Here is a 13,164-nt window from a genome sequence, read left to right as displayed (position 1 = left end):
CTCCGCGACGTTCTTGATCTAGTCAATCCAGATCATCGCAGGCCAGGGGCACCCTTTTACTGTCAAGACGTCAGTTCACAGGCGGACAAACGCTATAGCTGAATACATGAGGCTGATGCTCCGCCAGCTGGTCGCTGAACCGGGCCGGAGACACCAACGCACAGCCAGACCCCGGGGCCCGCGGCCCGGGGTCTCGTGCCGTCGCTGTCAGTGCTCCAGTGTAAGAAGGCCGGCCAGGCCGGCGTCGAGCATGATGCGGTCGACCGTGTCGGTGAGGGTGCTGTCAGCCTCGATGACGGTCTCGATGTCGCCGGGCAGCAGATCGAGTTCCCGGTACCACTCTCTCAGGTGCGGCTCACTGACCTCGTGTGCGATCGGCTTGGTGGCGTGGCGGGCGAGGGTCTGCTCGAACGGCACGTGCAGGTAGTAGCCGTGGGTCACACTGCGGTGGTCGGCGCGCAGCCGGGCAAGCATCTTGCCGTAGTGGTCGGCATACAAGATCCCTTCGACCACCACGTGGTACCCGGCTTCCAGTGCGTATCGGGCGGTCAGGTCGATCAGGCCGATGTTCGCCGCGCCGGGCCGGTCCCGCTCGCGCAGCACGATCCTGCGCAGGTTGTCCTGCTCCACCCAGGCCAGGCCGCAATCGAAGCAGTTGCGGATGCCGGCCGCGACGGACGACTTCCCCGAAGCGCTATTGCCCCGCAGGACGACCAGTCTCGTGTTCTCGGTGCCCACCATCATCCGGCGAAGGCAGCCAGGCGGTCCGGGGTGGCGAAGGATGCCATGTCGCTGCCCACGACGGCCAGGAACTCCGCTCCGGGCAGAGCACCGATGCCCGGGATGCTGGTGATTACGTCGGCGAGTTCATGGCGGCGAAACCGGCCCTCGATGGGCTTGTCGATCTCCGCGATCTTCTCGTTGAGGGCGATCACCTCCTCGACCAGCGCGCACACCATCGCCGCGACGGCCGCTTCGCCGGGGACTGCTGTGCGCTGTCGCTCGGCGGCCTCGACCGCGGCGATGGCAAGGGCTTCGGCATTGCGGACCTTGCGGGTGTGCAGCCACTTGGTCAGGCGGTTCACGCCCGCGCGGCGGATGGCCGCTGGGGTCTGGTAGCCCGTCAGCAGCACCAGCGGCCCTTTGGTGCGACTTCAGCCACGAACGGCAGCCGCCTGAAAGCCACACCCAGCACCCCTGGGCGACCCAACCCTACGAATGGCTCGATCAACCCGTCCACGAAGGTAAGGCCGCCTGACGGTCCCGGGTCCACCCAGCTGACCCTGCTCTGAGCGTCCGTCATCATCCCGGCAAACGGGTCAACTCTCACCAGAACATGTCCTTTCGTGTCCGAATGTGGGGAGCATGCGGCGGGGGCTGTGCCACACGCAGCCGCATTCCCTCCACCACGGGAGGCCATATGACGAATCGTTCAGGAATTCTGATCGCCGTCGGTGCGACGGTCGCCGGTCTGCTGACCGCCGCACCGTCCCCGGCGGCCGCCACCGGCGTCGCACCGCATGCCGCGCAACTCCGCTGGACCGACTGCGGCACCACGTCGTATCCGAAACTGCAGTGCTCAAAGGTCCTCACACCGCTCAATCATGACGTCCCGTCGGGTCGGCAGATCACCCTCGCCCTGTCCCGGATCCCGCACACCGCGAAGACCTCGCAGGGACCGTTGTTCGTCAACCCCGGGGGGCCCGGCGGCAGCGGACTGACCATGGCCGGGTTCGTGGCCTCCTCGCTCCCGAAGGACGTCGCCGCGCAGTACGACGTGATCGGGTTCGACCCGCGCGGGGTCGGCCGGAGCTCCCCGGCGCTCGACTGCGTACCCAAATACTTCAAGCCGCTGCGTCCCGACTCGGTGCCGCAGAGCCTCGCCGACGAGCGGACCAACCGGGAGCGGGCCCGCAACTTCGCCGAGGAGTGCGGGAGGAAGTACCCCGATCTGCTGCCGTACATGGACACGGTCAGCGCCGCCAAGGACCTCGATGTGATCCGCCGGGCCACCGGCGCCCCGAAGATCAACTACTTCGGGTACTCGTACGGCACGTACCTGGGCGCGGTGTACGCGAAGCTGTTCCCGCAGCGGGTGCGGCGGCTGGTGCTCGACTCGAACGTCGACCCGGACGGGGTCTGGTACGAGGACAACATCGGTCAGAACTACGCGTTCGACGCCCGTCAGAAGGCGTTCGCCGCATGGGTGGCGAAGCATGACGAGACGTACCGGCTCGGCAGTGACCCGGCGGAGGTCGAGGCGGCCTGGTACCGGATGCGCGACGCGGTGCGGAAGCAGCCCGCGGGCATGAAGGTCGGTCCGAGCGAACTGGAGAACACCTTCCTGCCGGGCGGCTACTACAACGGGTACTGGCCGTATCTGGCCGACGCGTTCGCCGCGTACGTGAACCACAAGGACCAGGCCGCACTCGTCGCCGCGTACGACCGGCTCGGTGCCGTCGACGCGAAGGGCGACAACGGCTACTCCGTGTACGCGGCCGTGCAGTGCCGCGACTCCCGGTGGCCGCGGAACTGGAACACCTGGCGTAACGACACCTGGAAGGTGCACGCCAAAGCGCCCTTCTTCACCTGGAGCAACACCTGGTACAACGCGCCGTGCGCCTCCTGGCCGGTGGAGCCGCTGAAGCCGGTGCAGGTCTCGAACCACGCTCTCCCCCCGGTGCTGCTCTTCCAGGCCACGGAGGACGCGGCCACACCGTACGAGGGCGGGGTCACCCTGCACGGCCGGCTCCGCGGCTCCAGCCTGGTCGTCGAGCAGGGCGGCGGCAACCACGGTGTCACACTGAGTGGCAACGCCTGCCTGGACAAGTACCTGACGGACTATCTCGCCAGGGGCACCGTCCCGCGCGGCGCCGGCAGCCGCGCGAACCCGGATGCAATGTGCGCGAAGTCGCCCGACCCGAAGCCGCTGACCGTCGAGGCGGCCAAGCGCGCGAAGCGCGCGGACAGCAAGGGTGCCGCGTTGCACGGGCTGCTCGGCTTCCACAGCTGAGGGGACCGGGTCCGGGGCCGGCGAAGGCAGCCGGACCCGCCCGGCCGCCGCCACGTCCTCAATCGCCGGGCATGCCCGATGGCGACGGCAGCCGGCCGATCGCCCGCTCCGCCGCTCCGGCCAGCCTGGGGTGCGGCAGTGCCGCCTCCAGGACCGGGCGTGCCTGCGCGTCGCCGAGCTGCCCCAGCCCCTCCACACAGGCCAGCGCCACCCGCCAGTGCGGCTCGTCCGGGCCCAGCAGCCGCTCCAAGGTGCTGATCAGCGCCGGGACGGACTCGGGGGCCCGCAGTGCGGTGAGCAGGCGGACCGGGTGCAGGGCGTACGCGGTGCGCAGGGCGTTCGTCGCGAGGGCGGCGGCGGCGCGCGGGGTGCGGGGTGCGGGGGTCTCCCAGGCGCACCAGGGCGTGGGCCGCGGAGACGCAGCGCTCGGGGTCGCGGTGGTTGAGCAGCAGGACCAGTGCCTCGAAGGCCCGTCGGTCCCCGCCGCAGCCGAGCCGGAACGCGGCGATCTCACGCGCCCAGAGCGGGCGTTCCCGTTCGACGAGGACCCGGGCCAGTTCCTCGTCGTCGTCGGTCGCGAGCAGCCTGCGGTACGCCGCCGACTCCCCCGCCTCGTCCGCCAGCCGGTCGATCAGCGACCGGAACTCCTCGTCCATGACCCTGAGGGTATCGGCGGCCACGGTGAGTGTGAGGCGGCGCACAGCAGCCCGGGGCTGGCGCGCTCGTTACTCGCCGGTTAATCTCATGTGAGCGGGACACACCCCCGCCGACTCCAGTGGCCTGGTGACGCAGCCACCCGGAGTGCTTGTCGGTTCGGCAGTTTTGTGAGACGCGACTCCGGGACAGAGTCCGTCGCCCCCTCTCCCGTCCGGGCGTGCCTCCCGCACCCCCGGCCAGGAGCACCTCGACACGCAATTCCCGCACGCCATGCGCTGGTTGGACCCTTTCGGCCCCAGCTGAATCCGTGCGCGCCGTGCGCCCACTCAGTCGTCACTCATCTCTGGAGTCCCGTGATGGACATCCCTCTCTCCACCATCGCCGTCGTCGGTCTCGGCACCATGGGCATCGGCATCGCCGAGGTCCTGGCCCGGGCCGGCCGCGAGGTCATCGGTATCGACGTCAGCGACGCGGCCGCCCGTCAGGCGGTCTCCGCGCTGGAGGCCTCCACCGCCCGCGCCGTGCGGAAGGAGCGGATCACCGAGGATGAGCGCCTGGACATGCTCGCCCGGTTCCGTACCTTCTCCGATCTGCAGGCCGCGGCGGACGCGCAACTCGTCATCGAGGTCGTTCCCGAGTCGTACGAGATCAAGCAGCAGGTCTTCCGGGAGCTCGACGCGATCGTCTCCCCCACCACGATCCTGGCGACCGGCACGAACGCCCTGTCGGTGACCCGGCTCGCGGCCGAGTCGCAGCACCCGGAACGCGTGCTCGGCCTGCACTTCTTCAACCCGGCGCCCGCGATGAAGCTGGTCGAGGTGGTCTCCTCGGTGCTGACCGCGCCGCCGGCCGTCGAGGCGGTCACGGAGCTCGCCCGCGAGCTCGGCAAGGACCCGGTCGCGGTGGGCGACCGGCCGGGCTTCGTCGCCGACGGGCTGCTCTTCGGCTACCTCAACCAGGCCGCCGCGATGTACGAGGCGAACTACGCCTCCCGTGAGGACATCGACGCGGCCATGAAACTGGGCTGCGGGCTGCCGATGGGCCCCCTCGCCCTGCTCGACCTGATCGGCGTGGACACCGCCCGTACCGTCCTGGAGGCGATGTACTCCGCGTCGCACGACCGGCTGCACGCCCCCGCGCCGATCCTCAAGCAGCTCAGCGAGGCCGGTCTGACCGGCCGCAAGTCGGGCCGTGGCTTCTATGCGTACGTGGCGCCGGGCAGCCAGACCGTGGTGCCGGACGCGCAGACTCCGCCGGAGAGCGCCGGAGCGGTCGCCGGGCGCACGGTCCGGTCGGTGGGCGTCGCGGGCTCCGGGACGATGGCCTCGGGTATCGCGGAGGTCTTCGCGAAGGCCGGTTACGACGTGGTGCTCGCCGCACGCAGCCAGGAGAAGGCGGACACCGCGAAGGGGAGGATCGCCAAGTCGCTGGAGCGATCGGTCACCAAGGGGCGGCAGACGGCGCAGGCGCGGGACGAGACCCTGGGCCGGATCACCGCTGCCGGTTCGCTGGACTCGTTCGCCGATGTCGACCTCGCGGTCGAGGCGGTCGCCGAGGATCTCGCGGTCAAGCAACAGCTGTTCGGCACGCTGGACAAGATCTGCAAGCCGGGCGCGGTGCTCGCCACCACCACCTCGTCGCTGCCGGTCGTGGCGTGCGCGCGGGCGACCTCGCGTCCGCAGGACGTCATCGGGATGCACTTCTTCAACCCGGCGCCCGCGATGAAGCTCGTCGAGGTGGTCCGTACGGTGCTGACCGCGGACGACGTCCACGCAACCGTCCGAGAGGTGTGCGGGAAGATCCGCAAGCACCCGGTGGACTGCGGGGACCGGGCCGGGTTCATCGTTAACGCGCTGCTGTTCCCGTACCTCAACAACGCGATCAAGATGGTCGAGGAGCACTACGCGACCCTCGACGACATCGACGCCGCGATGAAGCTGGGCGGCGGTTACCCGATGGGCCCGTTCGAACTCCTGGACGTCGTCGGGCTCGATGTCTCGCTCGCCATCGAGAAGGTGCTGCACAGCGAGTTCCGCGACCCGGGCCTCGCCCCGGCGCCGCTGCTGGAGCACCTGGTGGCCGCCGGCTGCCTCGGCCGCAAGACGGGGCGCGGCTTCCGCGAATATGCCCGGCGCTGAGGACCGGCGGGTGCCTGATCGGCGGGCCGGTGCCCCGGCCGGGGCACCCCCTCCGGCTCCCGGGCCGGGAGCCGGAGGGGGAAGGCTGCTCGAACCGCCCGCACAGCCCGCGGCGTGGGAAGTGCGGCCGGCCGGCCCGCCCCCGCAGGCGCGCTCTCCTGTACTGATGCAGTACGTTCACACCATGTCCCAGCCCGCCAGGTCCCCCCGTGTCTCCGCCGTGCCCGACGCTCCGGAAAGTGCCGCAGGAACGCGCGCCGCCGCCCAACGGCTCAAAATGCGCCGCGAACTGGCCGCCGCGGCGATGGAGCTGTTCGCCACGAAGGGGTACGAGGCGACGACGGTCGACGAGATCGCGGGCGCCGCGGGAGTCGCCCGGCGGACCTTTTTCCGGCACTTCCGCTCCAAGGAAGAGGCGATCTTCCCCGACCACGACGACACCCTCGTCCGGGCCGAGGCCGTCCTCAATGCCGCCCCCGCGCACGAGCATCCGCTCGACACCGTCTGCCGCGGCATCAAGGAAGTCATGAAGATGTACGCGGCGAAGCCCGCGGTCTCCGTGGCCCGCTACAAGCTGACCCGTGAGGTCCCCACGCTGCGGGAGGCCGAGATCGCCTCGGTGGCCCGTTACGAGCGGCTGTTCACGCGCTATCTGCTGGGCCACTTCGACGAGCGCGACCACCATGTCGGCAACGACGACCCGCTGCTGGCGGAGGTCGCGGCGTCGGCCGTCGTCACCGCGCACAACCATGTGCTGCGCCGCTGGCTGAGGGCGGACGGCCAGGGCGATGTGGAGGCCCAGCTCGACCACGCCTTCGCGATCGTCCGGGACACGTTCGGGACGGGCATCGGGGCCGGGCGCGTCGCCGGGGCCGAACCGACGCCGGCGCCCGTCGCTTCGGTGCGCACCAAGGGCGAGGTGCTCGTCGCGGTGGCACGGACGGACGCGCCGCTCGACGAAGTGATGCGCACGATCCAGCAGGCACTCAAGGACCGCTGAGCGGGGCCTGTCGGCCCCTCGCTCCACCGTCGCCGGACGGGCTCGGAGTCGAGCCCTTCCGGCGTTCGCGCGTCCGGGCGGAAAAACCCGGTTGCCGCGCCCGTACCGCGGTGTTGTGGTGGGGGGATGACTCATGATCGCGACACCCTGCTGACTCTCTTCGACCGCGAGTTGCGCGAGCAGGCCCGCCCCGACGGGCCCGGCGTCCGCGTCGAGCGCACCGCCGACGTCGTACGGCAGGTCGGAAGGGCCGACGACTGGAACGGTGTCGTCTGGTCGGCCCCCGGCCTGGACGCCGTGCGGGCGGACGCGGCGATCGCCGCGCAGGTGGAGCACTTCACCGCGCTCGGCCACGACGAGTTCGAATGGAAGCTGTACGGGCACGACCGGCCGGCCGATCTGGGGCAGCGGCTGGCGGACGCCGGCTTCGTCGCGGAGCCGCCGGAGACCCTCCTGGTCGCCCCCGTCGCGGACCTCAGGACGGCCGTGGAGCTCCCGGAAGGAGTCGAGCTGCGCGTGGTGACGGACGCGGCCGGTGTGGAGCTGATGGCCGCGGCCCACGAGCGGGCCTTCGGCTCGGACTGGTCGCGGCTGCGGCACCAGGTGCTGGCCCAGCTGGCCGAGGCCCCGGACAGCTTCGTCGGGGTACTGGCCATGGCGGGCGACGAGCCGGTGAGTTCGGCCCGGATGGAGCTGTACCCGGGCACCGGCTTTGCCGGGCTCTGGGGCGGCGGGACCGTGGAGCCGTGGCGTGGCAAGGGCATCTACCGGGCGCTGGTCGCGTTCCGTGCCCGGATCGCCGCCGAGCGTGGCTTCCGGTATCTACAGGTCGACGCGACCGAGCTGAGCCGTCCGATCCTCCAGCGGCTCGGCTTCCGGGCCCTGTCCACCACCACGCCGTATGTGTACCGGCGTCCGGCCTGACCGGACCCAGAGGGACAGAACAACGCGAAACAGCCACCTTGCCGCTCATACGTGCCCGGCGGACGACAACTGAGAGAAATTGTTGGCACCGAGTGCCTTGCCAGGTGTCACGGAGTGCCATACGTTGAAGTTGTCCGGGCGGCCGGCGTGCAGAGACCTCACGTGCGCCGGCTGTCCCCGCAAGCCATGTGCCTGCGCGCCCGGGCGCCTGCGTCACAGGCAACCCCTTCTGCTCCACCAGAGCAAGCCGAAGCCTTTCCAGCCGAACCGACGGCAGCACCTCCACACCGCACCGCACCCCCGTTGGCAGGGACCCTCAAGCGTCCCTCGACGTCCCCAAGCTCTCGGCTCCGCTCGAGCAGGGGAGACCCCATCCCGGAGGCACACCGTGAAGGAAATCCTGGACGCGATCCAATCGCAGGACAGCACCGCCGCGGATTTCGCGGCCCTGTCCATCCCCGAGTCGTACCGCGCGGTGACCGTGCACAAGGACGAGACGGAGATGTTCGCCGGGCTCGCCACCCGCGACAAGGACCCCCGCAAGTCGCTGCACCTCGACGAGGTGCCGGTGCCGGAGCTCGGGCCCGGTGAGGCGCTGGTCGCCGTCATGGCCAGCTCGGTGAACTACAACACCGTCTGGACCTCGATCTTCGAGCCGCTCTCCACCTTCGGGTTCCTGGAGCGCTACGGAAAGCTCAGCGAGCTCACCAAGCGCCACGACCTGCCGTACCACATCATCGGCTCCGACCTGGCGGGCGTCGTCCTGCGCACCGGCCCCGGCGTCAACGCCTGGCACCCCGGCGACGAGGTCGTCGCGCACTGCCTCTCGGTCGAACTGGAGTCCTCGGACGGCCACAACGACACGATGCTCGACCCCGAGCAGCGGATCTGGGGCTTCGAGACCAACTTCGGCGGCCTGGCAGAGCTCGCACTTGTCAAGTCCAACCAGCTGATGCCGAAGCCGCAGCACCTCAGCTGGGAGGAGGCCGCGGCTCCGGGCCTGGTCAATTCCACCGCGTACCGCCAGCTCGTCTCGCGCAACGGCGCCGGCATGAAGCAGGGCGACAACGTGCTGATCTGGGGCGCCAGCGGCGGACTCGGTTCGTACGCCACGCAGTTCGCGCTGGCCGGTGGCGCCAACCCGGTCTGTGTCGTCTCCAGCGACCAGAAGGCGGACATCTGCCGGAAGATGGGCGCCGAGGCGATCATCGACCGCAACGCCGAGGGCTACAAGTTCTGGAAGGACGAGCACAACCAGGACCCGCGCGAGTGGAAGCGGTTCGGCAAGCGCATCCGTGAGCTGACCGGCGGCGAGGACGTCGACATCGTCTTCGAGCACCCGGGCCGCGAGACGTTCGGCGCCTCGGTGTACGTGACCCGCAAGGGCGGCACGATCGTCACCTGCGCCTCGACCTCGGGCTACAACCACGAGTACGACAACCGCTACCTGTGGATGTCGCTGAAGAAGATCGTGGGCTCGCACTTCGCCAATTACCGCGAGGCGTGGGAGGCCAACCGGCTGGTCGCCAAGGGCAAGATCCACCCGACGCTGTCGAAGGTCTACTCCCTGGAGGAGACCGGCCAGGCCGCGTACGACGTGCACCGCAACCTGCACCAGGGCAAGGTCGGTGTCCTGGCGCTGGCCCCGCGCGAGGGTCTGGGTGTGCGCAACGAGGAGCTGCGCGAACAGCACATCGACGCCATCAACCTGTTCCGCGACGCGTCAGCGGAACGGACCGACAAACACAGCCGCGACGCGTCAGCGGAACGGACCGACAAACACAGCCGCGACGCGGCAGCGGAACGGACCGACAAACACAGCCGCGACGCGTCAGCGGAACGGACCGACAAACACAGCCGGGATGTCTGATATGAGTGGGCGTCAGAAGGACCGTCCGTGGCTCATGCGGACGTACGCCGGTCACTCGACCGCCGAGGCGTCCAACGAGCTCTACCGGCGCAACCTCGCCAAGGGCCAGACGGGTCTTTCGGTCGCCTTCGACCTGCCGACCCAGACGGGTTACGACCCCGATCACATCCTCGCCCGCGGCGAAGTCGGCCGGGTCGGTGTGCCCGTCTCGCACCTCGGTGACATGCGGCGGCTGTTCCAGGACATCCCGCTGGAACAGATGAACACCTCGATGACGATCAACGCCACCGCGATGTGGCTGCTGGCGCTCTATCAGGTGGTCGCCGAGGAGCAGGGCGCCGACGCCACGAAGCTCCAGGGCACGACGCAGAACGACATCGTCAAGGAGTACCTCTCGCGCGGGACGCATGTCTTCCCGCCCGGCCCCTCGCTGCGGCTGACGACCGACATGATCACGTACACGGTCAACCACATGCCGAAATGGAACCCGATCAACATCTGCAGCTACCACCTGCAGGAGGCGGGAGCCACTCCGGTCCAGGAGATCGCCTACGCCATGTCGACGGCCCTTGCGGTCCTGGACGCCGTGCGCGACTCGGGCCAGGTGCCCGAGGAGAAGTTCGGCGATGTGGTCGCCCGCATCTCCTTCTTCGTGAACGCGGGCGTCCGCTTCATCGAGGAGATGTGCAAGATGCGCGCCTTCGGCCGCATCTGGGACCAGGTCACCCGCGAGCGGTACGGCATCACGGACGCCAAGCAGCGCCGCTTCCGCTACGGCGTCCAGGTCAACTCCCTCGGACTGACCGAGGCACAGCCGGAGAACAACGTCCAGCGCATCGTCCTGGAGATGCTGGCCGTCACCCTCTCCAAGGACGCCCGCGCCCGGGCCGTCCAGCTGCCCGCCTGGAACGAGGCGCTGGGGCTCCCCCGGCCCTGGGACCAGCAGTGGTCGCTGCGCATCCAGCAGGTCCTCGCGCACGAGAGCGATCTACTGGAGTACGACGACATCTTCGCCGGATCGCAGGTGATCGAGGCCAAGGTCGACTCCCTGGTCAGCGAATCCCTCGCGGAGATCGACCGGATCCAGCAGATGGGCGGCGTCATGGCGGCCGTCGAGTCCGGCTATCTGAAGTCGGAGCTGGTCTCCTCGCACGCGCAGCGACGGGCCCGGATCGAGGGCGGCGAGGAGAAGATCGTCGGCGTCAACATCTACGAGACGACCGAGCCGAACCCGCTCACCGCGGACCTCGACGGCGCGATCATGACGGTCGACCCCGCCAACGAGGCCAGGGTGGTGGCGGCGCTCCACGAGTGGCGCGATCACCGGGACGAGGCCCGCGCCTCCGAGGCCCTCGCGGCACTGAAGAAGGCCGCGGCCGGCACCGAGAACATGATGGAAGCGACCGTGGAGTGCGCCCGCGCGGGTGTCACCACCGGCGAATGGTCCTGGGCGCTGCGCGATGTGTTCGGCGAGTTCCGGGCCCCGACGGGCGTCTCGTCCGCCCCGGTCGCCGTCACCGCGGAGTCGGGCTCCCCGCTTGCGCTGGTACGGGAGAAGGTCGCCCGCACCGCCGAGGACCTCGGCGCCGGACGGCTGCGGCTGCTGGTCGGCAAGCCGGGCCTGGACGGGCACTCCAACGGCGCGGAGCAGATCGCCGTACGGGCCCGTGACGCCGGGTTCGAGGTCGCCTACCAGGGGATCAGGCTGACCCCCGAACAAATCGTCTCGGCGGCGCTCGCCGAGGACGTGCACTGCGTCGGTCTGTCCATCCTGTCCGGCTCGCACGCCGAGCTGGTGCCGGACGTGCTGAACCGGCTGCGGGAGGCCGGCGCGAACGACATCCCGGTGATCGCGGGCGGGATCATTCCGCCCGCCGACGCCACCACGCTGATCGAGGCGGGTGTCGCCGCCGTGTTCACCCCGAAGGACTTCGGTATCACGGAGATCATCGGCCGTATCGTCGACGAGATCCGGAAAGCGAACAAGCTCGACCCTCTGGAGGTCCTCGCATGACCCAGCCCGCCCACCCGTCTCCCGCCACCGCCCTTCCGGGGAGCGGCTCCGCCGCGCACCTCGCGAACCGTCTGCGTCCGCGCCGCTCCTGCCTGGCTGTGCCGGGCTCGAACCCGCGGTTCCTGGAGAAGGCCCAGGGCCTCCCTGCCGACCAGGTCTTCCTGGACCTCGAGGACGCCTGCGCCCCCCTCGCCAAGGAAGGCGCCCGGCACCACATCGTCGACGCGCTGAACAACGGCGACTGGACGGGCAAGACCCGGGTCGTGCGCGTCAACGACTGGACGACGCACTGGACGTACCGCGATGTGATCACGGTCGTCGAGGGCGCCGGCCAGAACCTCGACTGCATCATGCTGCCGAAGGTCCAGGACGCCCAGCAGGTCGTCGCCCTCGACCTGCTGCTCACCCAGATCGAGAAGACGATGGGCTTCGAGGTCGGGAAGATCGGCATCGAGGCGCAGATCGAGAACGCCAAGGGCCTGGTGAACATCGACGACATCGCCGCCGCCTCGCCGCGCCTGGAGACGCTGATCTTCGGTCCGGCCGACTTCATGGCATCGATCAACATGAAGACCCTGGTCGTCGGTCAGCAGCCGCCCGGCTACGGCGCCGACGCGTACCACTACATCCTCATGCGCATTCTGATGGCGGCCCGTACGCACGACCTCCAGGCGATCGACGGTCCCTTCCTGCAGATCCGTGACGTGGACGCGTACCGCGAGGTCGCGGGGCGTGCGGCAGCGCTGGGCTTCGACGGCAAATGGGTGCTGCACCCCGGTCAGGTCGACGCGGCCAATGAGGTGTTCTCGCCCTCGCAGGAGGACTACGACCACGCCGAGCTGATTCTCGACGCATACGAGTGGTGCACCTCGGAAGCGGGCGGCAAGAAGGGTTCGGCGATGCTCGGCGACGAGATGATCGACGAGGCCAGCCGGAAGATGGCCCTGGTCGTCGCGGGCAAGGGCCGCGCGGCCGGTATGCAGCGCACCTCCAAGTTCGAAGCGCCGGAGGCCTGATCATGCAGTTCGGACGTACCTACGAGGAGTTCGAGGTCGGTGCGGTGTACAAGCACTGGCCCGGAAAAACGGTCACGGAGTATGACGACCACCTTTTCTGTCTGCTCACCATGAATCATCACCCGCTGCACATGGACAGCAACTACGCGGAGAAGACGACCGATTTCGGCAAGAACGTTGTAGTCGGCAACTACATCTACTCGCTATTGCTCGGCATGTCCGTGCCGGACGTCTCCGGAAAGGCGATCGCCAACCTGGAGGTCGAGTCGCTGAAGCATGTCGCGCCGACCTTCCACGGCGACACGATCTACGGCGAGACAACCGTTCTCGACAAGACTCCGTCAAAGTCCAGGAGCGACCGCGGAATCGTTTACGTGGAGACCAAGGGCTACAAGCAGGACGGGACTCTCGTCTGCGTGTTCCGCCGCAAGGTGATGGTCCCCACCGAGACGTACATCAAGGAGCGGGGCGGCGAGCAGCCCGGCCGCCCGGAGCTGAACCAGCCTTCGCAGAAGAACGTGGAGAAGTAGCC

9 protein-coding genes and 2 pseudogenes are annotated in these 13,164 nt (G+C 69.2%); 8 read left to right on the top strand and 3 right to left on the bottom strand.

Annotated features, from left to right (window positions below):
- Positions 1–207: 207 nt before the first annotated feature.
- Complete coding sequence (locus tag AB0I23_RS19810; RefSeq protein ID WP_359110848.1) at positions 208–741, bottom strand: kinase; 534 nt, start codon at positions 739–741, stop codon at positions 208–210.
- 2 nt (positions 742–743) lie between these two features.
- Positions 744–1,142: pseudogene (locus AB0I23_RS19805) on the bottom strand (transposase); the annotation flags it as partial.
- Positions 1,143–1,420: 278 nt separating this feature from the next.
- On the opposite strand from AB0I23_RS19805, the gene AB0I23_RS19800 reads away from it, so the two are divergent.
- Entirely contained in the window at positions 1,421–3,013 is a 1,593-nt protein-coding gene (locus tag AB0I23_RS19800) for an alpha/beta hydrolase (RefSeq protein WP_359110833.1), read from the top strand.
- Positions 3,014–3,071: 58 nt separating this feature from the next.
- Here AB0I23_RS19800 and AB0I23_RS19795 read toward each other — a convergent pair.
- Positions 3,072–3,669 (bottom strand): annotated as a pseudogene (locus tag AB0I23_RS19795) (adenylosuccinate lyase).
- Positions 3,670–4,026: 357 nt separating this feature from the next.
- On the opposite strand from AB0I23_RS19795, the gene AB0I23_RS19790 reads away from it, so the two are divergent.
- The 7 genes from AB0I23_RS19790 (at position 4,027) to AB0I23_RS19760 (ending at position 13,162) form a co-directional block, all read left to right on the top strand.
- Positions 4,027–5,808: a 3-hydroxyacyl-CoA dehydrogenase family protein gene (locus AB0I23_RS19790; RefSeq protein ID WP_359110831.1), complete on the top strand. Its 1,782-nt coding sequence runs from the start codon at positions 4,027–4,029 to the stop codon at positions 5,806–5,808.
- 184 nt (positions 5,809–5,992) lie between these two features.
- Positions 5,993–6,808, top strand: a complete 816-nt coding sequence (locus tag AB0I23_RS19785) for a TetR family transcriptional regulator (RefSeq protein ID WP_359110830.1) — start codon at positions 5,993–5,995, stop codon at positions 6,806–6,808.
- 126 nt (positions 6,809–6,934) lie between these two features.
- Positions 6,935–7,732: a GNAT family N-acetyltransferase gene (locus AB0I23_RS19780; RefSeq protein ID WP_359110828.1), complete on the top strand. Its 798-nt coding sequence runs from the start codon at positions 6,935–6,937 to the stop codon at positions 7,730–7,732.
- A 388-nt stretch (positions 7,733–8,120) separates the two neighbouring features.
- Positions 8,121–9,602: a crotonyl-CoA carboxylase/reductase gene (ccrA, locus tag AB0I23_RS19775; protein ID WP_359110826.1), complete on the top strand. Its 1,482-nt coding sequence runs from the start codon at positions 8,121–8,123 to the stop codon at positions 9,600–9,602.
- Position 9,603: 1 nt separating this feature from the next.
- The gene (locus AB0I23_RS19770) at positions 9,604–11,616 is read left to right on the top strand and encodes a protein meaA (protein WP_359110825.1); all 2,013 of its coding nucleotides are present in this window, start codon (positions 9,604–9,606) and stop codon (positions 11,614–11,616) included.
- A complete protein-coding gene (locus tag AB0I23_RS19765; protein WP_359110823.1) occupies positions 11,613–12,632 on the top strand; it encodes an HpcH/HpaI aldolase/citrate lyase family protein in 1,020 nt (339 codons plus the stop codon). Before AB0I23_RS19770 ends, AB0I23_RS19765 begins: the two co-directional genes overlap by 4 nt.
- Before the next feature lie 2 nt (positions 12,633–12,634).
- On the top strand, positions 12,635–13,162 hold the full coding sequence (locus AB0I23_RS19760; protein WP_359110821.1) for a MaoC family dehydratase: 528 nt from the start codon (positions 12,635–12,637) through the stop codon (positions 13,160–13,162).
- The last annotated feature ends 2 nt before the right edge of the window (positions 13,163–13,164 follow it).

It is taken from the genome of Streptomyces atratus (assembly GCF_040655115.1).
Taxonomy (GTDB): Bacteria; Actinomycetota; Actinomycetes; order Streptomycetales; family Streptomycetaceae; genus Streptomyces; species Streptomyces atratus_D.
The sequence above is the reverse complement of the archived record's forward strand: the minus strand, read 5'-3'. Positions and strand labels throughout refer to the sequence as shown.